Here is a 20,792-nt window from a genome sequence, read left to right as displayed (position 1 = left end):
ACTAGCATATAATTGCTAATGGGGTTTTTTTATATTATGGAAAGAACTAATGTTCTCGTTTTATACAAACTAAAGTTCTCATTGGATGGGGCAACACCATTGAACGACTTTAAAATATGATGAACTCGCTGAATAGCAGTAAAATCAGCCTAAACCATTCGAGGAAATTACAATAGAATATAGATAAACCAATATAAAATCATATAGAATTGTAAGGGCTTTCAATATAAAATAGGACTTCGGTGTAGAACGACTTCAAATTCAGGGACAGGGTGAAACGATGAAATTCACAGTATTTGCGAAGACGGTCATTCTTCTAATCTGCCTGCTCGTACCCATTCTGCTGCTGTATACATACGCGAACCAAGCAAATGTGGACATGGTGGTGGAGGAGAAACAGCAGTCGAGTCTGAACCAGTTCAATTATTTCAGTTCCCAGGTGGATAAAAATATCGAGCAGCTCTCGCTGTATGGCCTGACATTGCTGCGAGATCCCAGTATCCTGCACTACCGTTACATGACGGACTCCACCAGCCAATATGAGAAAAACAGCATCTATCTGGATATTCTCGACAAATTATCATTGTACCAGTCCACCAGCCGCTGGAAGAACGATATTACCATTGTGCTGCCACAAGCGGAACTTGTGTTATCCACCATGTCCAGCCGGACGGTCTACGATGAGAAGATGTTGACGTTTCCACAACCGGGCCAATGGCAGCTGGAGCAGGGGAGTTTCACCTACTTTTTCACGGATAACTATGAGTGGAATGAAAAACCGGTGAACACAGGTGTGCGAACAGTGATGGAGATTAATTTTGATCCGATGAACGTGGTTGCCATGTTGGATGATTTTAAAGAGACACAGGGCGGAGATCCTTTCCTGCTGGTCCCGGGTAACGAACCATTGCTGAACCGTACTGCGGACCCTGAGCTGGTCGAAGCGATCATGCGTAATATCCCCTTTAACGGACCGGAGAGGGAAGGTAATCATCAGCTGGAGGTAGGCGGTAAACAATATCTGGTCAGTTACGTGCACTCCAAACAACTGCAAGCGGTATACGTGAACCCGGTGGTATTGGATGATCTGCTGAACCCGATGGACAAGAGCCGGAATATGTTTATTACATCCATTCTGTTACTGCTCGTACTGAGTATCGGGGCTGCACTGCTTTTGTATCGAAAAGTCCAGGTGCCAATCCATCGCTTGATGAGAGGACTACAACAGATTCGCAAAGGGCAGCTGTCCACACGGATTCCAGTTGATCACTCCCGTGATGAATTCGCGTATCTCACCCAGAGTTTCAACCATATGGCGGAGCAGATTCAGGAACTAATCGAGAAGGTATACGAGGAACGTATCCGCTCACGGGAAGCCACATTGAAACATCTGCAATCACAGATCAATCCCCATTTCCTGTACAACTGCCTGTTTTATATCAAAAATATGACCCAGCTCGGCAACCGCGAAGCGGTTATTGCCATGTCGCTAAGTCTGGGTGACTACTATCGCTACATTACGCGGGGCGAGAATGACATGACGACAGTGGAAGAAGAGATCCGGTTACTGGACCATTATCTGTCCATTCAACAGATGCGGACCAATCGGCTGAGCTACGAGATTGCCGTACCACAGCAACTGATGCAACTCCACATTCCGCGACTGCTCATTCAACCAATCGTTGAGAATGCAGTGATCCATGGCATCGAGCCGATGGAAGGCAGTGGGCATGTCGTCGTAACGGGTATGGCGGTACCCGAACATATTGAGGGTCGGAAATATACAAGATACAGCCTGTTTGTTGACAATGACGGTGTCACGCTGACAGCGGAAGAGATTTCCGATTTGGAACGGGAGATCAATGAACCGATGGGCGAGGAGATTGGAACAGGCACGTGGAATGTACACCAGCGTCTCGTTACGCGTTATGGGCTGTCGTCCGGGCTTCATTTTGGAGCGATTCCCTATGGTGGACTTAGTGTAGAAATTCGATGGTTTGAGGAGGAACAAACGTATGATGAATCTGATGGTCGTGGATGATGAACATTCGGCAGTAGAGTCGATTGCTGTCTCGATACCGTGGAGAGAACACGGAATTGGTCAGGTATTCAAAGCCTATTCAGTCAAAGAAGCCCTGGAACATATGGCATCACATCAGGTCCATATTATTATCACGGATATCCGTATGCCGGGTCTGTCCGGTCTGGATCTGGTCAGTCACATCCGGCAAAAGTGGGAACAGACCAAATGTATTATTTTATCGGGGCATGCTTCCTTCGATTATGCGAAGCAGGCGCTCAAACATGGGACAGTAAGTTATCTGCTCAAACCGGTTCGGGATGAGGAACTGATCGAATCCGTGCAGCAGGCCGCAGTGCAGATTCGCCTGGAGGGTGAGAAACAAATGCTGCATCAGCGGGCCATGTATTCAGTGAGGGAACATCTGCCCGAGAAGCGGGCGGAGCTGATGAAGGATGTATTGTTAGGGCATAAATTTGCGGATGCTGAACTCGAAGGCAAGCTGGAGCAACTGGAGATCGGGTTCCGTCCACAGGATAAAATGCAACTGCTGCTCATCCGGTATGATGACCATCAACCTACACATAAAGCGTTTCGACTGATGAAGTATGCCATCTCGAATGTAGTGGAAGAGATCTACGGCAGTACCTATCACCTTTGTCATACGGATGACGCCTACGATGATCTGGTCTTCATGGCCAGTCCAAAACAAACTCAGTCCGAACCTGAAATGCTAATGGGCCGACTCGGAGAACGATTGCTTCACAGTGTGAGGCAGTATCTGAACGCGACCATTTCCCTGTCCGTTAGTCGTATGGGGCGTTTTCCAGATCAGGTGCCGCAACTATATCATCAAGCCGTAAGTGCGCTTCGCAAGCAGGCCGAGGCAGGCAAAGGATTGCATCTGAATGCGGCAGCAGGCTCCAATGGGGCCACCTTGAAATCACTTGCAGCGCTGTATGAACCGCCAGATCTGACGACGTTACTGGAAGCCGGGCGCATGGAGGATGCACACCGCAAGATTGATCAGATCTTCGCCGAACTGTCGAAAAGTGTATTCCCGGAACATGTGTATGTGGCTTTTCATTATTTGGCGGCGGCATTCTCCTATATGGCACATCGGGAAGGAAGGCAGTTAGCAGAAGTGCTTGGCGAGCAGTACCAGCAGCTGCTCAAGGACGGCTATGGCATCTCACTGCGTAGTCTGGAAACGTGGACTCGGTCTGTAATGCAGCAGTGGGCTGAGAGCACCAGCGATGCGGGACAGGATGCCGGATCAACGCTGATCAGGCAGGTGCAGCAATGGATCGACCATCATCTGGGTGAGGATCTATCGTTGCAGGTCATTGCCGGAGAGGTGCATCTGCACCCGGTATATCTGTCGAAAATGTACAAACAATCCACAGGTGAAGGCATTAGTGATTATATTATCCGTTCCAGAATGGAACGTGCGGTTCATTTGCTCAAGCATACGGCGATGAAGATCTATGAAGTCGGTCAGGAAGTGGGGTACAATAACACGCCCTATTTCATTCAGGTGTTCCGCAAACATTATGGACTGACCCCGCAGGATTTTCGGAACGGTTAACAAATCAATATGAACATTGAAATTGTGATATATGTTTGCCTCCCCGGCTGCACTATCCTTTTCATGTAAGGTGCATAATGCCACATGCAGAGGTGCATTTGGCACAAAAGGGTATCCAAGTTACCTGAGGAGGGGTTAGTTCATGTATAGAAAAATGATGACGGCATTGCTCGCAATCACGATGGTTGCTGTAACGGCATGCAGTTCGGGGGCCAAGGAAGAACCGGCGAAGGAAGCCGCTGCACCACTTGCTCTGCAAGACGGGAAGTATGAACCGGCGGTACAGATGAGTTATTTACGGGCCTGGAATGATGATACAAAATTCAAGAATGGGGAAACGGCTCAGAACAATGTGCATACCAAATGGGCCAAGGAACGGCTTGGTATCGATCTGACCACACCGTGGGCTGTATCGGTGACCAATGATGCATTTTACACGAAATTACGCTTGTCCCTGCCCGCTAACGAAGAACTGCCGGATATTGTCTCCATTCGGGGAGACTACAATCTGGTAAGGGAATTGATCGAATCGGGCAAGTTTGCCAATGCGGGCGAGTTGTTTGACCAATATGCTTCGGACACATGGAAACAGGCATCCGAATCGGCACCGGAAGAATGGTATCCATACATGTATGAGGGCGAGCGTTATGGCATTCCAATCTTCGATTATGCGTACAACGGCGATTCGGTCATGTTTATCCGTGAAGACTGGCTGAAGAAGCTGGGACTGGAAGAACCTAAAACCATGGATGAGCTGGTTACGGTTATGGATGCTTTTACGAATCAAGACCCGGATGGGAACGATAAGAAAGATACGTATGGTCTGACCGTGGGCATGAAAAATGCGCTCAATACCTGGATGACGGAATCGGGCTGGATCTTCGGCATGTACAACACGATGCCTGGACAGTGGAATGATGCTGGAGACGGAACACTGCAATATGGCTCTATTCAGCCAGGAGTGAAGGAAGGCCTAGCAACGATGAAAGATTGGTTGTCCAAAGGTTACCTGCCCAAAGAAGCGGGCGTCTATGACGAGATCAAGGCAGCAGAACTGTTCACCGCAGGTAAAGCTGGCATTATCGTGGGGCCACACTGGATGCCAAACTGGCCGATTGATGATGTGAAGAAAAATGTGGACGGTGCCACGTACAAGGCCATTGCTTTACCTACAGGACCAACAGGCGAGAGCCACCAACATGGTTCTGGTGCAAGCAATGGGGTGGTGCTGATTAACAAGGATATGGCGAACCCGGAGATTTTCTTCACGTATCAAAATTATCTGTTCGACAACTTTGCCAACCCGGAAGTGGGCAGCGAGTTCGAACATGGCTTCGCGCAAGGATATGACTATGACATCGTGGACGGCAAAGTGGTTGGTGAAGCTGAGGTGAAGGATGGCGTATCACCACTCAAATATACCATTACGTATGATGGTGCACGAATTCCGAATCTGATGATGGATACGCTGGCGGAACTTGCCAAGGGTAAAGAGCCGGAGACTCCTTTTGAGAAAAATACGAAGATTGCCAACAAACCCGAGGTATTTGTGGCCGCTGAAGTGGTCGTTGCGAATAAAGATAACGCGATTAAGAACAAGTTCACGGGAGCACCAACCGAGACGATGAAAATGAAAAAGGACGCGATCGACAAGCTGGAGAAGGATACGTTCAGCAAGATCATCTATGGTCAGGTGGGCATTGAGGAATTCGATGCGTTTGTGACCAAGTGGAAGTCTATGGGCGGGGATGATATTACAGCTGAAGTGAACGAGTGGTATGAGACAGTTAATTAATAATCAAAGCAGGGTAGAACGATGAATTCATCGAATCTACCCTGCTTTTTTGTTTCCTCAAACGTACTATGACTCACAGCGGACAAAGGTAACGTTTTTTCCTAAAATCACATTCTCCACCTTCCATCCGGCATTTAACCAGGATAGTGCCTGTGTATGATTCATGGAATTATTCACCCACCATTGCTCGCGATTATATGCTGTAGGGGGTAACGTAAACCCGAGTATCTCCTCGAGTTCTGAGTATGTAAGGGTAATTGAAACTTGATTCAAATAGTTTTCCAAGGGGAAGTATTTGCTGTAGCTCATTTAGTCAGACCTCCTGAAAAGGAATACAATGATTATACAACGTGGGCATGATGATAGCGAGTGCATACATAGATATGAAAGCAATCCGTAGATCTTTACTAGCGAACAACCGTGCATAAGCCTTATTGTTCCCTTTGTACTTGAGAGAGTAAAATAATAGGTAATATACGAACATCAATACGTATTTATAGCATAAATGCCTCGAATTGATCCGGGATTCATAGAGGTTCAAGTGTTGTTGATGAATATCATAAGATACATGGGAAAGCAGGAGATTAGATGAGCACACTTTATGACCAGGCGATGGAAGAGATGATTACGACGATCCATGAATGGTTTGATGAACAGGAAAAGCGGGATGACTTGGAAAGTGTTGTGAAACGAACCACGCTGCAAATGGGCAGCTTTAATGATATTGTGCTGGATTACAGACCTGGACGGACCACAGTAGACAGTCTGGATCTGGGTTTGGATGATGGTTTGAAATCGAAGCAGGCAGGAGCCTTTACCGAGGAGCAGGTACGAAACGAGATTGGACCTAAGCTTGTAGAGGTTGTCCAAGTTAGATTGGACAAGCTGGCTAACACACCGTTGATTGACTACCGCTTCACCTTCCGTGGTAAATTCCCAACAACCGAAGGTAAGCTGCAATTGACGTTATTGGAATATATTAATGAAGAGAAAAGACAGCTGCTCCTTGAGCGTATTCATACCTATGTAGACAAAAAGCTGGAACATGGTACATATCCGACGAAGCAACTGGAATCTTTCTTTTTGACGAGTCATCTGCTCGATCCGAAGCTGTTCCCGGAGTTGGATATAGCATGGACGATCCGGCAGTATGACCGGATTCAAGCGTTGAATCAGGGTCGTCCGGATGCACTTGCGGAACATCGTGGTGAGATTATTCGTGCGTTGACGGCATGGGCGGAGAATCAGTTTTTGCCACAGTATTATGATGTACAGTCTTCGCCTTATCGTACCAATGAATATTCACTTAAGCCCGGAGCAACACTTCAATCGAACATTGAAACGCAGGCAGCCCAACATGCGAACGAGCATGGGAAGGAGCAAACACCAGGGACTCAACCAATAGATCTGCTGTTATACGTGGCGGTCATGATTCTACGTTTCGAGCCCAGTTATAGCAAACCTAAAGGTCTTACTTTCCTGGAACTGGCGAAGCAGCTTGGCAGTCGTCGTGCGGCACGCATGATGACAGAAGGTAGCGGAACGTATGCGAAGGACGATATTCATGTGAAAACGGAAGAAGTAGAATGCAAAGCAAATGATGTATTTGCTCTGATGACCATTCACATTCGTAAGGAAGAGCCGGGTGCCTATCAACAGGCAATTACCTTTATCACTCATTTATTGAAACAGGGCTTTCCGAATGGTTATAAGATCAAGCTCAAGTCCAGCGTAAAGCAGTATTTGCCGATCAAAGGACTCGCGAAGTCGGATACCCACCGATTCTTTGCCAATGCACTGGAGTACCCGGAGCTGCATCCACTCCTGGAAGAGTATGCACGTGAGGCTATCCAGGAGTTCGAGTTTTATGAGGATACCGAGGGAGAGAAAAGCTGTATGCCAGGCAGTTATGCAACCTTTGGGCTGGGGCTCGTGGATGAGCGGTATTTCCCCCTGGTTGAATATTACATGGGCGAAGTGGATGATGAGCATCAATTGATTCAGGATAAGTTCATTGCGGCATTTGTAGAAAAACAGGGTGTAACGGCCCAATCCATACCTGCGTTAGTCGCCAGCTTACGTCGTTCGACCGATAGTCTGAAGCTAAAGATTCAGCCCGAGCTGGAGAATGAGGAAATACTCGATCTGTTGGTTAGACAGATTCAAGTACTCGAACGTTATGAAGCAGAACATGTGCTTTACCCGATCTTCGGCAAGGTGGAGAAGCTCACAACGCTCGCTCGCAAAGCGGAGGGAAGACGGAAGGAATTATTGCTGGAAATGTTGCAGGCCGCAGGGAAATAAAAATGTAAACAAGACAAGTGAGATTGTGCTGTGCCAGCCAGTAAAGCATTTTAGAGAAGTGAAAGTGCATAAGGAAGGGTGGGTGAAGTCGTGGAAGCATTGAGTCGAGACGTGTGGCAGGGGTTGAATGCTCAGGACAAAGAGGCTTGGATGCGTAAGCTTGTTCGTCAGTTACCAGAAGGTATGGTATATGAGGGTCTCGAGACATTTGAACGATTCGGTCAGCGGATGGAGACAGGTGTATTTACGGAGGATGGGCTAAGATTTGTGTTTGTGCCTGGGGATCAAGTAACGCTCGGCTGGGATCGTTGGCAGCATGGTATGAACGAAGAGACCTCAACCGACCTGCATGAAACGGTCAGTGAGTATGGTGTGGAGGACGTGGATTCGTTTCTGGCGAGTCAAATGTCACCTGTGAGAGAAGTTACTTTTGTGCCGATGCTTGTTGAATGCGAACTGATCTCGCTAGGCTGGATTGAAGTGTCCGAGGAGGAAGCATTTGCACAGGAAGATCCTGATTTCCCGTCAGCACTGGAGCAGTTTAAGCAGTCGGAAATACGTGAATATGAATTGCATCAACAATTCCGTCTGATTCGCCAAAGTGAGAATGAAGTCCGAATCCTGTGGTTTAACGAAGGAATAGAATTGGAAGACGTTGTGAGGGAGGAAGCTGCGGCGGGCTTTGGTTTGCTGACCGAAGACGAATGGGAGTATATCTATGGCGGCGGTTGTCGCACGTTATTTCCCTGGGGTGACAGCTTCGACTATACGATGAGATTGAAGCACTTTGGAAGTCTGGAAGGCGTGGATGAGCTTGTGGATGAATCGACAGAACCGGACTCTTCACTGGTTGAAGAAAAGGATGATCGTCCATACGATCTGGAACTGCCGAATTTCTTCGGAGTACAGTTTGCCGGTGATCCCTACAAGTATGAGCTTACACTGGATTCGGATGGGGAAGTAATGCCCAAAGGCGGAGACGGCGGGAGTCTGATTTGCGGTGGGACAGGACCTCTGGTTGGTTTCTTGCCTGCTGCTGCGGTGTATTATCGAGACGTTAATGCCAGTGAACTCGACTGGGAGGAATTGATGGATGCGATGGTTTATCGCAGGGTTGTTCGTTTAACTGGTGTCCATGAATAGGAAACTGTCGAGGAAACATTTCCCTTTCAGTGGGGCGCAATTATAGAAAAATAATAGTCCAAGTGCAGTGTCATTGCTGTGACTTGGCTATTTTTTTGGGTATATATAATCAGGCCTAACGGCTTAAGATCAGGAGTGGGGGCGCATTGAGCCCAGCCAAGGTTCCTTTTACAATAAAAGAATAGAATTTTTCGCCAACCTCTTTAAATTGACATCATGGAAAAGGGGAATGACTTTGCCTTCATATACATCGTTTCAGTGTTCCGGCCGGGAGGCCTTGTTTCTGTTTCAATTGATGAATATTCCGGAAGCGAACCAGCTGCTTGTGGATCTGAATGACCCGGAATTACAGGGTGAACAGTCAGAACGGGTTTACGAACAAATTCTCAGAGGTCTTGTTGATGACGGTGTTATGGTGGAAGACAACAAGCAGATCACCATAGAGCCGCAAGTACATAACCTGCTTATGGGCTGCAAGCTCAGCAGTGCAATAACCCGACTTGATTTGCATGCAGCAGATGGGCAATCATCGGTGACCTATGGATTTTTGTCAGGTACGCAGATGGTTGAAATGGTATGGAAGCCTGCAGAAGATCAGGCGGTACTGACTTCATTTGATGAATTACAGGATATGTTCCAAGTCATTGGCAATCGGATTGAACTACCCGATCCATCAGCATCCAACGGTAATCCTGAATCTCAGGATACGATTCGTACAACCATCCAGGGAGAAACGCTGCAGCGTCTGTCCGCGTTGGCAGTCGATTCATCCATGGAGAAGTTTGTGTCCATTTTGCAACAGGACCATCATTTGGATCACACATTATTACAGACATTGGCGAAGGGCTTTGCCACGCTTGAGAAGTGGGGGCAGTTCGAGGTGTACACCCGGGGACAGGAAGGACAGCCACAGACCATTTATTTTATAGGCAGCACCCAAGGTAACTGGTTGTTCCTTGAAGGGGAAGAATCCAGTCTGTTTACAGCATTTAAGGTGACGGAAGAAGAATTGGTGCAAAGCCTGTTTCTGTTAACGACGCGTTCGTTATATGTACTGCCCGGAATTTAAACCCAATATAGACATACACAAATGTAAACCAAGGGGGGATCCAGTTGACCAAAATTGTCATGAAGGCCGACTACTTGAACTCACTCGCACAGCAGATTGAACAAGTGACGGCACAGCTGCAGCAGGTGGACGGTGTTCTTCAACACGCCATTCAGGGAGCAGCCTGGCAGTCGGGGAATCGACAGACCATTATTGGTCTGTACCAGACCCATCAGCAGCGGTTTCAGACCGCTGGACAGAGCATGCAGCAGCTGGCTGCGTATGTAAAGACGACCCGTGAGAAGATGGAACAGGAGGATCAGTCAGGGGGGACATTTGGCCTTACGGGTGTTAACCTGCTCGCGCCATTTGATGGACCCGGAAGCACAGTAGGTACGTTAACCGCTGCTGCGGCTGTCGCCAAACTGGGATATCGAGTGAAGAACGGTTATATGGTCAAGCAGGAGCTGAATCGAAACACACCACGCATCTTGGTTCGTGAGAGCTACAATTCAGTGAAGGGGAATCCGTTGGTAAACGGCAGACCAAGGGATTACAAAATCCATTATGTACGTGACATTGAAGCCAAAATAGCAAACGGAACAGCTACGCCTCAGATTAAAGAAATTGCCTCGATGATGAAGCCAGGTTATGCAGTCAAATCCGCCTTAACGGACAAGCTGGGCTGGGCCAGTGTTGGCATTGATGTATTCACGGATACACAAGAGAACATCAGCCAGAATGCATCCGGTGACAAGATTGCTGGTGATATCATCGGTAATGTTGTCGTCGGTGGGGCAACAACCGTGGGAGCAACTCTCTTGGCAGCGGCTATTCTGCCTGCGGCGGCGCCTGTCCTGGCCGTAGGTGCGGTCGGCCTGGGTGTATCCGTAGGTTTGACGTATCTTGCAGAAGGGGTAACCATGAATATGGATTTGGATGGCGATGGGCAGGATGATTCCGTGAAGGATGTTGTGAAACATGGAGCGAAGAAAGCCTGGTCTACGGTTTCCGGGTGGTTCAAGTAGATGGGAAGTCATAGACGATCTGCCATGTCATCCAATAACGCCGAGTTTGCCATGTATGAAGGAACATCCTACAACCGGGATGCATTCGAGAACTATCTTGCGGTATACGCCGTGGATGGAATTCGTTTCAGCGCAGGTACGCTCGTTCTTTTTTTCCTAAATGTATTCCTGCTGATTCCGGTGTTCAGTGTTCCGGTTCAACTTATGTACGTATATATACTACTGCCGCCTCTGGCAGTGATGAATGTGTGGGCCCTGGCTCTAATAGTGGCTCCCCGCAGGCTGCAATTGAATTATGTCCTGTTTCGAGGTGTGTTTGGTATCGTATGTTCATTGGGCTTTATGATAATTATTCAAAAGTTTGCTTACGGCATGTTGGGCCTCACAACGCCATGGTATGCGATTGGTTCGTTTGTCGTATACGGTTTTGCATTCTTTCAGTATGCGAAGTTTCACATAAACAGATTGAAGCAGTCACCTGACAGTCCCAAGTCTGAAAAGGGCTCTCGTATGCCTGTCGCGACGCTGACCATGTTGACGGGCGGGGGTTATCTGCTGGCCAATATTTCCCTGGCCTTTGTTACAGAACAGACGGTTGCTGTTGTACTCATGAGTGTGTATATCATGCTGGCCTTTGTTGTGTTTCATTTTATAATGGATGTACATCGCTACTACTGGCTTCGCCGGGTGCTGAACACACCTGTGGAAGCCCACGGCCCAGAGAGGAGGATTACATGATGGCAAAAGAAACATCTACCTTACTGCCCAATGGCTCCGTGATTCGGCTGAAAGAAGGTACCAAAAAGCTCGTCATCTACGGACGCAAGCAGATGTTAATGACAGAACCACCGCGTCAATTCGATTATATTGGCTGTCCGTACCCTGAGGGTTACATCAATCCGGATTACACCTATGTATTCAATCATGAAGATATCGAAGAGATCATTTTCAGAGGATACGTGGATCAGGAGGAAGAGGCATTGGCAGCGGAGCTTGAGCGTAAGTAGTTCTATTCATAAAGGTCACCTTGATATGTGAAGGAAAATAAAATAAACGGATCAGTCCTAACGTGACTGATCCGTTTCGCGGAAACGCGTCGCTGTCTGCTGAAGACTGGTGCTGGTTTCCTGTAAACCGCGCAAATAATGGCTGATGTTCGTCATGCTGTCATTCATACGCCCGAGAAACTCCCGCTGGCGTTCGCCTTCCCATTGTCCCTCAGACTGATCGATCATCGTTTTGAGCTGAGCAAGAATATCTTGTCCGTTCTGGGATGCCTTGTTGAACTCACCTGCAAGTTGTTGCAGTTCTTCTGGGGACAGATCAATACGCTGGTTCATGAGGTACACTCCGTTTCGCTTCTGTTGTAAGATGCTGTACACTCCATTATAACCCCATCCTTTACAAAATGAAGCTGGACGAAAGCCTTGTTTTTAGAATAGCTAAAATTCGGCTTACATAGGACAAAACACACATCATATCAGCCCTTAATCATAGAGGGGGACCGAGATGATGTGTGCTTCTGTTTTATTTCTATTCTTCTATTTATCGTTTATTTCACTTTTTGTACGGATACCGCCATTTGCTCCAGTTGAGTGTGAGTCAATTGGTTATTCGGTGAGCTGATGGTTACATAACGATCATCCAGCTTGAATGTGAGCATATCGGTTTGGTCGGGTGTATACCATTTGGCGGATACGCCATTAGGCAGTTTTACCGTTTTGCCATCATAGCTGAACGAGTAGTCTTTAGGGGATACCGTTATATTCATGCGATTGAAAACAAAGTTTACACCATCGCCACCCGCACCTACGCTTTTGAACGTATCTCCAGCAACCATATGTTGTGGGGCATAGGCTGTTGTGAACCCGTCAAACTTCGCAAATGCTTTGCGAATGTTATCCAATTGTTGTTTGCTATAGTTCACATCAGCGAATGCAGTGATCCCTTGATCATTGTTGTTATTGGCTTTCTGAACAGAGACAGCGACTTGTTGCAGTTGAGCTTGATTCAGCTTATGATCCGGCGAGCTGATGGTTACATAACGATCATCCAGTTGGAACGTGAGCATGCCCGTTTGATCGGGTGTGTACCATTTGGCGATAACACCATTGGACAGTTTCACGTCTTTGCTCGTATAGCCATCCGAATAATCTCTTGGAGATACATCGACTTTCATATGGTTGAAAACAAAGCTGACGCCATCGCCACCCGCACCTACACTTTTAAACGTGTCACCTGCGATCATCTGTTGAGGTGCATAAGCTGTCTCGAAACCATCGAACTGTGCAAAAGCCTTTTGAATGGCCTCTTTTTGTGCTGCGCTATACGTTACATTCGTCAAAGCTGATGGATTGCTGGTAGCTTGGCCAATAATGACCTGTCCTTTTTTGCCGTCATAGGATACAGATACATGCAACGCATCGGCAAGCGCACGTACAGGGAGATAAGTAGAGTTATTATAGGTAATTGGCGCAAGTTTGTTGCCATTGCCATCTGTTGGTGAGTACGCCGCTCCATCGACATTGAAGCTAATTCCATGATTAAGGTATGCAGAGATTTTCTCCAGCTGCGTTCCGGCAAATACGCCCGTTGCTCCTGTCAATGTCATGCCAAGTACCATCATTGTTGCTACGGATTTCTTCATGTTTTTTTTCATCATCTATCTCTCCTTCAAGTTGGGGTTTGTTTTGTTTGATGGGCTCGCTGTCCCTTATGGCTTTATATTAAACCCCGAACATATCCAGAATAATTCTGAATTATCTCCAACTTGTAAACATGTGCATGTAGACAGGAGACTAGCATCTGTCTGTTGAATAGATCGCTTAGGATCAGGAAAGGAGGTGAAGGCATGACTATTTTTCATTACGTGGTAGATCATTATGATATTGGGAATGTTGTAGGATTTAATGCCATAGAACACGGTAATAGTTCTAAAGCGATGTTGATCGAGTCTACATCAGGTAAGTTCGTTTTACGTAAACTGAAGAATGAACAACAGGCGTGGGCTGAGTATGAAATGGTTCAGGCATTAGCGCCCGTAAACATTTCCCCATTCATGTTACAGACCAAATATGCGTCTCCGTATATTACATATAATAATGGGATTTATAATTTGCAGATCTACATAGAGGATGTGCTACCTCGTAGCCAGATTAACATAGACTTTGTTCGGTTGGGTCAGGTGATCGGTCTTTTTCATCGTATGACGAGTCGCTTTGAAGTTACTAGTATGGAAGATCGTTTCGAGTTATCTCAATTATGGCGTGAAGTTTCCAATGTAGTGTTGGCCACGTCATCTGACCAAATTCGTACGTTAGCCCAGCTTACAGAGCAGTGTCTGAAATTTCGTAAGAAGAACCATTCAGTCATTCACGGGGATCTGGGCATTTGGAATTTGTTGTTTACAAAAGAGTCCATCTACATTATTGATTTCGGTGAAGTAAGAATGGACGATTATCATTTCGATCTGGCAGCTGTACTGACTTCTACAATTCCCTCATTAACACATAGGCAAGAACTTGGAAAGATTATGTCTGACTTTGAAGATGGTTATGTACAGGAGAATGCTAATTTTAGCAGGAGGCATCTATACGAACAGATACAAGTATGGATGTTGCGAGGATTTTTGGCGGTAATCAGGGAGAGGGGAGTCGCCCCCTCAACCATTGGATATGTAGAACGAAACCTGAAGATACTCAGTATGTTTGAAAGCATTCTTCGCTGATTCGAATAATTTTAGTTAAAAAGATAGAGGATTAGTCCGCCAAAACCAAGTATAATCGCACCAACGTATACATAGGAAAGTTTGCTGAGGTTTTGCTTTGTGCGGCGGTCATATTCGGGGTTGCTGGTCTGATTGGCTTTGGAATTTCCGATGATCATGGTAGCAATACCTCCAAATAAAGCGATACTCACAATTAAAACATAAGGCAACCAAGTCATAATTGGGCCCCCTTCACGAATGATATGATTTGTCTTCATTGTACTTCAGGATAACCTTGGATGTAAGCTTTAGTTGAGAAATAAAGGCAAATGGAGTATCTGTCTTACAGTATGTATCTAGTCCTGGATAGAAAAGATTACTACATTTTTATATTTTTTTAATCCTAAAAACCTTGATACAACAAGCATTCGCGGCTTTTTCCACTGGAGGCTGCGGATTTTTTTGCCCTTAGAGTGATCCAGAATAGAGAACCCTGCGTTACACCCTATGAAGACAACGACGAGGAAAGAACCTATGCTGAGTTTGACACTATTGATGGCGGGGATCGCTGGGGCAGCTTCCGCAACACAGACACCGATGACAATGATGAAAGCATCCGTGAACACACCTGCGGCTGACCTGAGAGCAAACCTGGACCACCTGCTGTCCGAGCACTTTGCGCTTTCGGTTCTGCAAATGCAAGAGGAATTTGATGGACGCACAGCAGCTTCCAACGCACTGGTTACAGCGGAAGCTGGAAACACCGCTGACTTCAAAGCAGCGATTGCTTCCGTTTACGGTAACGATGGTGCCAATGCTTTCGAGAAAATCTGGGTAACCAACCATGTTAATGCGCAAAGCGATTACGTAAAAGCCGTTAAAAACAATGATGTTACGGCTCGTGCAGCAGTAGAGAAACGTATTGAATCAATATGCAGCAGGTAACTATGATGCTTCTTACACAACGAATCGTGAAGGCTTCAAAGTGATGTTCGGTGTAGGTCAAGCTCTGGGTAACGCAATCGTGACTCAATTCAACGCGGTATGGATGCAATTGAACAGCAAAATACTGAAAATTAACGACAAAACAACCAACATGGATACCACACCAGTGCTTTGGAAAAACACAACATACATTCCACTACGTTTCCTGAGTGAAGGTATCGGTGCAACGGTATTTGTAAACAAAGATGGACGTACGCAAGTACCCCTGCGCTTCATTGCTGAACTTCTGAGCTGGGAGGTGAAATGGGCACAAAAAGATGGATCTATTACACTGACGAAATCCATGTAATAGCAGCGTTTAAATAAGATTAAAACAAAAAGAGCTGCCCATACGTTCGGCAGCTTCTTTTTGTTATCATAAGGAGGTCAATGTGTTTCGATACATAATTTGATGAACGGGGTGACGTACCGTCTGATGTCCATTTTTCGTACCTTTACCAACAGCGATCAGCATGACATCCAAGTATCTTTCAGAAATATTCAAGCTGGCTTTTAATTGAGCGGAATCATAACCTGACATCGTGATGGTTTCGAAACCAGCCTCATTAGCGAGCAGAATGAATGACATGGATGCCAGGCTTACATCTCGGGTTAACTCCAACTTCAGCTCTTCATCGGATTTATTGGCATAGTATTGTATTGCCGCATTCGCCAGATAATCTCGGAGTGATGCATCATAAAAGCCCGCCTGAAAGCCTTCTTCGTGAATTCTGATGATGTTATCCGCTTCAAATGCTTGATAATCTCCTAACATGACGATCAAAGCGGAAGCATCGATCACCTGTTGTTGATTAAAAGCTATAGGCAGCAATGCGCTCCGCAAGTCAGGATCATCAATAATAAGGTACCGGGTGGCTTGAATATTATTCCCATTCGGTGATTTGCTTGCAGATTCAATGAGGGATGTCAGAATCACGGGGCTTATCGTATAATTTGAATCAAAATGTCGAACGGAACGTCGTTGTTCCAAAACGGATTGTACACTCACAAAATCATCTCCATCGTTGTTATTTAGGGCTCCCTTGCATTATAGTAGGCAATATCAAATACGAAAATAACGCACAAAAAGGTGGGATAGCCACTTTAAAGTATCTATTGAGGAGTGACGGGACATTGGTTAAATATAATACAGGAATAAATATTTTCATGGATATCGCTGGCGGGAAATGGAAGTGCCTTATCCTTTTTTTTCTGAGTCAACAATCGGTACGAACCAAGGAATTCTATGAATTGATACCTGGAATCACACAAAAAGTCTTAACCGACCAATTGAAACAGTTGGAGAACGACGGACTTGTTCATAGGGAAATATTCAAGGAAGTCCCGCCAAAAGTGGAATATAGCTTAACTGAACTCGGACGATCCTTCGTTCCGGTCTTGAATACGATGTGCGACTGGGGCAATACGTACGCAAGGACAATCGGAATGGAAAAGGACGAACATATTCAATGTGACCATAAATGAACCCAAAAGTTCAAATATTTGGTATAATCATCGGGTAATGACCTACATAACAGCTTGAATAGCCGATGGAGTCTAGAATGATGTATGATCATTTGGTATAAGTAAAATGAAGAGGAGGACAGAGGAATGAGTACATCATCAAAATCGGAGCGTCCAGCGAGAAATGTGGATACCCGGTTATTTGTTGCTTGGACCGTTTCCGTTATTGCAACAGGGGGGAGTCTCTATTTCAGTGAGATCAAGGGATATCTTCCATGTGATCTGTGCTGGTACCAGCGTATATTCATGTATCCACTAACCATCTTGCTGGGCATTGCCTACTTTAAGGATGACGTGGGCATCACGAAATACGTACTCCCACTTAGTTTCGTCGGTGGCGGCATTTCGTTATATCATGTAACGATCCAGCGTATTTTTTCGGCTACAGGTAATGCCGTCGCGTGTGGCAAGGTTCCATGTTATACCGACTATTTGAACTGGTTTGGTTTCATCACGATTCCATTACTGGCACTGATCGCATTTATTATCATCATCGTGATGCTGTGGGGCATCGGCAAAACACCAAAATCTTCTTAATAAGAAAGGATAGATGGTGATGAGCGGACAAGCTCGTTGGTTCATGCCCTTCATTGTTCTGCTCCTCCTGACGGTGGGATGCTCTTATGAGGAACAGTCACAATCGGGCGAGATGCCAGAGATGATCAAAGTGAAACTTGACGTTCCAGAGAAGGCTTCTCTTCATAAACCAATACGGTTGCAGGTGAAGCTTACACAGGGAGATGCACCGTTAAGCCAGGCTGACCATGTACAATTCCAGATCTGGAATGAGCTTGATGATCCGCCTTCTGTATCTCCGGAACAAGGTATGATGACAGCCGAAGAACTGGAGAATCAGGGGGCTATTACTGCCAATGAGTCAGAGAAAGGGCTGTATGAAATCCAGCATACCTTTGAAGAACCAGGTACGTATGTGGTACAGGTCCATGTTACGCACGGAGCTATGCATAGCATGCCCAGAGCGAGAATTGTAGCGGAATGAAGCAGAAACTGCGGGGTACCGGAGGTTTGGTTCAGGGTTAGCAATAGGTTTATAATAATAATGGTATGAAGAATGTTGTAGGAAAAGAGGCTGTTATGGCAACTATTCATGATGTTGCACTCAGGGCAGGAGTTTCTGTAACTACCGTCTCGCGTGTATTAAACAACCGGGGATATATCAGTCAGAAGACTCGGGACAAAGTGTATCAAACCATGGACGAACTGAACTATCGACCCAACGAAATTGCCCGTTCTCTTCTGCGTAAGCAATCAAACGTCATAGGCTTGATTATTCCCGATGTATCCCATCCATTTTTTGGAGAACTGGCTAACTATGTTGAGTATCATGCATACCAGAACGGGTTTAAAATTATGTTATGCAATTCCCACATGGACCCTTCCAAAGAGCGTGAATATGTGGAAATGCTCAAGGGTAATCGCGTGGATGGTATTATTATGGGAAGTCATACCCTAGAAGTTGATGAGTATATGAATCTGCATTCCCCAATCGTGACCTTTGATCGCAAGATCGGTGAAGACATCCCGTTTATCTCATCTGATAACTATCAGGGAGGGGTTATGGCTGCTGAATTGCTGCTCTCGAAGAACAGACGGCATTTGGCGCATATCTGCGGTAATCTGGAATTGCAAATGCTGTCCAATCGCCGGACGACAGGTTTCGTTGATACATTGCAGGCTCATGGAGTCAAGCCGGTCATGATTCATGAAACCGATCTGAATGTGTTTGATCAGCATCAGTATACGGAATTGGTGGATAAGCTGCTTGCACAACACCCGGAGGTGGACGGACTCTTTGTAACGAGTGATCTGATGGCGGTGCATGCGCTCAAGCAGATCGTGTTAGGTGGGCGCAAGGTACCCGACGATATCGCTATTGTCGGTTATGATGACAGTCGTGCGGCAGCGTATACGGTGCCTGGCATTACAACGATCAGGCAGCCGGTGGAGGCCATGGCTAAGCTGGCGATTGATCTGATTCGGCGCCAGCTCGCGGAAGAGAAGATCGGAATGGAGCATATTTTGCCGGTTACCATCGTGGAGAGAGAGACGACCTGACACAGGTCGTTTTTTCCTATTCGTCCTTTTGCACGAAGAAATGAAGTCGCGATAATTTTTTTTAAATGGTATGTCAAACGATTGACATGTCAAACCTTTGACATTATAATTCGTATTGTAAGCGTTTCCTTTTAAACTATTGAACGGGGGCCATGACAAGATGAAAAGAGAACAGAAATGGATGAAATTATCGGTGTTGTCATTGATTATGATGCTAATATTGTCAGCATGTGGAGGTAAAGCAGCGACTGATTCCAACTCCTCCTCTGAGGGCAATAGCAGTGAGAGTGTCAAAATTACCATGCTCAATTCCAAGTCGGAAATTAACAGTCAGCTGGAGCAAGCGGCTAAGGACTTCCATGCCGAAAATCCAAATATCACACTCGAAATTGTACCTGTAGGCAGTGGACAGTCTCCGTTTGAAAAAGCGTCTGCCTTGTATGCCTCCGGCAGCCCTACAACGATGATGATGCTGGATACAGGGGATGTAGAGAAATTCAAGGATCGTGTTCTGGATCTCACATCCGAGTCTTGGATGAAGGATGCTGTGGAGAACAGCACAGCGGCTACAACGTTTGATGGCAAAAATTATGCCTTCCCGTTCTCTATTGAAGGATATGGATTCATCTATAACCAGAATGTATTGGATCAGGCGGTAGGGGGGACATTCGATCCGAAGTCTGTACAGACCACTGCACAGCTTGAGGATTTGTTCAAAAAAATCGCCGCTACTGGAAAATCACCTTTGATTGTATCTCCGATGGATTGGTCGCTTGGTGCGCATTATCTGGGGCTTGCATATGGTGGGCAGTCACCGGACCATACGAAGGTGGATCAATTCATTACTGATCTGAAGGCAGGTCAAGTGGACCTTGCTTCCAACGCCGTGTTTAATGGTTTGATGGATACATTTGATCTGATGAAAACGTACAATATTGACAAGGCTTCTCCACTGTCCGGAACCTATGAGCGTGGACCTGAGGTGCTTGGCAAGGGTGAGGTTGGCATCTGGTTCCAGGGCAACTGGGCATGGCCGCAAATTTCCAGCTTTGATACAGCAGATGGAAAATACGGCTTCCTCCCGGTACCTGTGAGTAATAATCCGGATGATTTCGGTAATACGCAAATCTCTGCTGCCGTATCCAAACGAATTTTGCTGGATAAGGAAAAGAGCACACCAGCGCAGCAGGAAGCAGCGAAGAAATTTTTGGATTGGATCGTTTATAACGAAAAAGGTCAGGATTTCCTGGTGAATCAAGCCAGCATTATTCCGGCATTCAGCAACATTACACTGGAGCCGACCGATCCGCTTGGCAAATCCATTAGTGAATACATCAAGGCAGGCAAAATCGAGGAATCAATGAGTACACTTCCTGCGGATCACTGGTCCAAGCTGGGTGCATCCATGCAGAAATATTTGGCTGACGTCATTGACCGTGCCGGACTTGCCAGCGAAATTCAGGCATACTGGAGCAACGTGAAATAAAGAAATTAATCTTGGCCCTGTGTAGCACAAGCACATAGAGAGAGACTTGCGGTACGCCGGAGATGATGAACGCACAGCTTCCACATGAGG

The 20,792-nt window shown here is 46.3% G+C and carries 22 protein-coding genes; 17 read left to right on the top strand and 5 right to left on the bottom strand.

Annotation, left to right across the window (positions count from 1 at the left end; all coding sequences use genetic code 11):
• Positions 1-280: 280 nt before the first annotated feature.
• The 3 genes from AC1S8V_RS25990 to AC1S8V_RS25980 all read left to right on the top strand — a co-directional run bounded on the left by AC1S8V_RS25990 (position 281) and on the right by AC1S8V_RS25980 (position 5,403).
• A complete protein-coding gene (locus AC1S8V_RS25990; protein ID WP_482071331.1) occupies positions 281-2,041 on the top strand; it encodes a sensor histidine kinase in 1,761 nt (586 codons plus the stop codon).
• Entirely contained in the window at positions 2,016-3,608 is a 1,593-nt protein-coding gene (locus AC1S8V_RS25985; RefSeq protein WP_482071330.1) for a response regulator transcription factor, read from the top strand. The genes AC1S8V_RS25990 and AC1S8V_RS25985 overlap by 26 nt, the downstream gene beginning before the upstream one ends.
• A 142-nt stretch (positions 3,609-3,750) precedes the next feature.
• Positions 3,751-5,403, top strand: coding sequence for an extracellular solute-binding protein (locus tag AC1S8V_RS25980; RefSeq protein ID WP_482071329.1), 1,653 nt, complete (start codon positions 3,751-3,753; stop codon positions 5,401-5,403).
• A gap of 66 nt (positions 5,404-5,469) precedes the next feature.
• Here the strand turns inward: AC1S8V_RS25980 and AC1S8V_RS25975 are convergent, their stop codons facing one another.
• A complete protein-coding gene (locus tag AC1S8V_RS25975) occupies positions 5,470-5,712 on the bottom strand; it encodes a DUF7662 domain-containing protein (protein ID WP_482071328.1) in 243 nt (80 codons plus the stop codon).
• Positions 5,713-5,991: 279 nt separating this feature from the next.
• Between AC1S8V_RS25975 and AC1S8V_RS25970 the strand changes: the two genes are divergently transcribed.
• From AC1S8V_RS25970 to AC1S8V_RS25945, 6 genes are all read left to right on the top strand, one after another.
• Positions 5,992-7,707, top strand: coding sequence for a DUF6138 family protein (locus AC1S8V_RS25970; protein ID WP_482071327.1), 1,716 nt, complete (start codon positions 5,992-5,994; stop codon positions 7,705-7,707).
• Between the two features lie 90 nt (positions 7,708-7,797).
• Positions 7,798-8,850, top strand: a complete 1,053-nt coding sequence (locus AC1S8V_RS25965) for a hypothetical protein (RefSeq protein ID WP_482071326.1) — start codon at positions 7,798-7,800, stop codon at positions 8,848-8,850.
• Between the two features lie 277 nt (positions 8,851-9,127).
• Positions 9,128-9,919, top strand: coding sequence for a hypothetical protein (locus tag AC1S8V_RS25960; RefSeq protein WP_482071325.1), 792 nt, complete (start codon positions 9,128-9,130; stop codon positions 9,917-9,919).
• Positions 9,920-9,963: 44 nt separating this feature from the next.
• Entirely contained in the window at positions 9,964-10,926 is a 963-nt protein-coding gene (locus AC1S8V_RS25955; RefSeq protein WP_482071324.1) for a hypothetical protein, read from the top strand.
• Positions 10,927-11,664, top strand: coding sequence for a hypothetical protein (locus AC1S8V_RS25950; protein WP_482071323.1), 738 nt, complete (start codon positions 10,927-10,929; stop codon positions 11,662-11,664). It begins immediately after the preceding gene.
• Positions 11,664-11,933, top strand: a complete 270-nt coding sequence (locus AC1S8V_RS25945; RefSeq protein WP_482074590.1) for a DUF4176 domain-containing protein — start codon at positions 11,664-11,666, stop codon at positions 11,931-11,933. Before AC1S8V_RS25950 ends, AC1S8V_RS25945 begins: the two co-directional genes overlap by 1 nt.
• A 57-nt stretch (positions 11,934-11,990) precedes the next feature.
• Here the strand turns inward: AC1S8V_RS25945 and AC1S8V_RS25940 are convergent, their stop codons facing one another.
• Both AC1S8V_RS25940 and AC1S8V_RS25935 read right to left on the bottom strand, forming a co-directional pair.
• A complete protein-coding gene (locus tag AC1S8V_RS25940; protein ID WP_145325876.1) occupies positions 11,991-12,266 on the bottom strand; it encodes a WXG100 family type VII secretion target in 276 nt (91 codons plus the stop codon).
• A 212-nt stretch (positions 12,267-12,478) separates the two neighbouring features.
• Complete coding sequence (locus AC1S8V_RS25935) at positions 12,479-13,588, bottom strand: stalk domain-containing protein (RefSeq protein WP_482071322.1); 1,110 nt, start codon at positions 13,586-13,588, stop codon at positions 12,479-12,481.
• Between the two features lie 189 nt (positions 13,589-13,777).
• On the opposite strand from AC1S8V_RS25935, the gene AC1S8V_RS25930 reads away from it, so the two are divergent.
• Positions 13,778-14,653: a phosphotransferase gene (locus tag AC1S8V_RS25930; RefSeq protein ID WP_482071321.1), complete on the top strand. Its 876-nt coding sequence runs from the start codon at positions 13,778-13,780 to the stop codon at positions 14,651-14,653.
• 11 nt (positions 14,654-14,664) lie between these two features.
• Here the strand turns inward: AC1S8V_RS25930 and AC1S8V_RS25925 are convergent, their stop codons facing one another.
• The gene (locus AC1S8V_RS25925) at positions 14,665-14,871 is read right to left on the bottom strand and encodes a hypothetical protein (RefSeq protein WP_482071320.1); all 207 of its coding nucleotides are present in this window, start codon (positions 14,869-14,871) and stop codon (positions 14,665-14,667) included.
• 295 nt (positions 14,872-15,166) lie between these two features.
• Between AC1S8V_RS25925 and AC1S8V_RS25920 the strand changes: the two genes are divergently transcribed.
• Both AC1S8V_RS25920 and AC1S8V_RS25915 read left to right on the top strand, forming a co-directional pair.
• The gene (locus AC1S8V_RS25920; protein WP_482071319.1) at positions 15,167-15,577 is read left to right on the top strand and encodes a hypothetical protein; all 411 of its coding nucleotides are present in this window, start codon (positions 15,167-15,169) and stop codon (positions 15,575-15,577) included.
• The gene (locus AC1S8V_RS25915; protein WP_482071318.1) at positions 15,555-15,926 is read left to right on the top strand and encodes a stalk domain-containing protein; all 372 of its coding nucleotides are present in this window, start codon (positions 15,555-15,557) and stop codon (positions 15,924-15,926) included. The genes AC1S8V_RS25920 and AC1S8V_RS25915 overlap by 23 nt, the downstream gene beginning before the upstream one ends.
• A 66-nt stretch (positions 15,927-15,992) precedes the next feature.
• On the opposite strand, the gene AC1S8V_RS25910 is transcribed toward AC1S8V_RS25915, so the two are convergent.
• On the bottom strand, positions 15,993-16,625 hold the full coding sequence (locus tag AC1S8V_RS25910) for a nitroreductase family protein (protein ID WP_482071317.1): 633 nt from the start codon (positions 16,623-16,625) through the stop codon (positions 15,993-15,995).
• Here AC1S8V_RS25910 and AC1S8V_RS25905 point away from each other — a divergent pair.
• From AC1S8V_RS25905 to AC1S8V_RS25885, 5 genes are all read left to right on the top strand, one after another.
• Positions 16,541-17,101 (top strand): winged helix-turn-helix transcriptional regulator, encoded by a 561-nt coding sequence (locus tag AC1S8V_RS25905; protein ID WP_482071316.1) that lies wholly within the window; start codon positions 16,541-16,543, stop codon positions 17,099-17,101. The two genes, AC1S8V_RS25910 and AC1S8V_RS25905, sit on opposite strands and share 85 nt — an antisense overlap.
• A gap of 126 nt (positions 17,102-17,227) precedes the next feature.
• Positions 17,228-17,677: a disulfide oxidoreductase gene (locus AC1S8V_RS25900; RefSeq protein WP_339179536.1), complete on the top strand. Its 450-nt coding sequence runs from the start codon at positions 17,228-17,230 to the stop codon at positions 17,675-17,677.
• Positions 17,678-17,696: 19 nt separating this feature from the next.
• Positions 17,697-18,140, top strand: coding sequence for a FixH family protein (locus AC1S8V_RS25895; RefSeq protein ID WP_482071315.1), 444 nt, complete (start codon positions 17,697-17,699; stop codon positions 18,138-18,140).
• Between the two features lie 95 nt (positions 18,141-18,235).
• Positions 18,236-19,216: a LacI family DNA-binding transcriptional regulator gene (locus AC1S8V_RS25890; RefSeq protein ID WP_482071314.1), complete on the top strand. Its 981-nt coding sequence runs from the start codon at positions 18,236-18,238 to the stop codon at positions 19,214-19,216.
• A gap of 160 nt (positions 19,217-19,376) precedes the next feature.
• Complete coding sequence (locus AC1S8V_RS25885) at positions 19,377-20,702, top strand: ABC transporter substrate-binding protein (RefSeq protein ID WP_482071313.1); 1,326 nt, start codon at positions 19,377-19,379, stop codon at positions 20,700-20,702.
• Positions 20,703-20,792: the final 90 nt, after the last annotated feature.

The organism is Paenibacillus sp. B46(2026) (assembly GCF_056786355.1).
The sequence above is the reverse complement of the archived record's forward strand: the minus strand, read 5'-3'. Positions and strand labels throughout refer to the sequence as shown.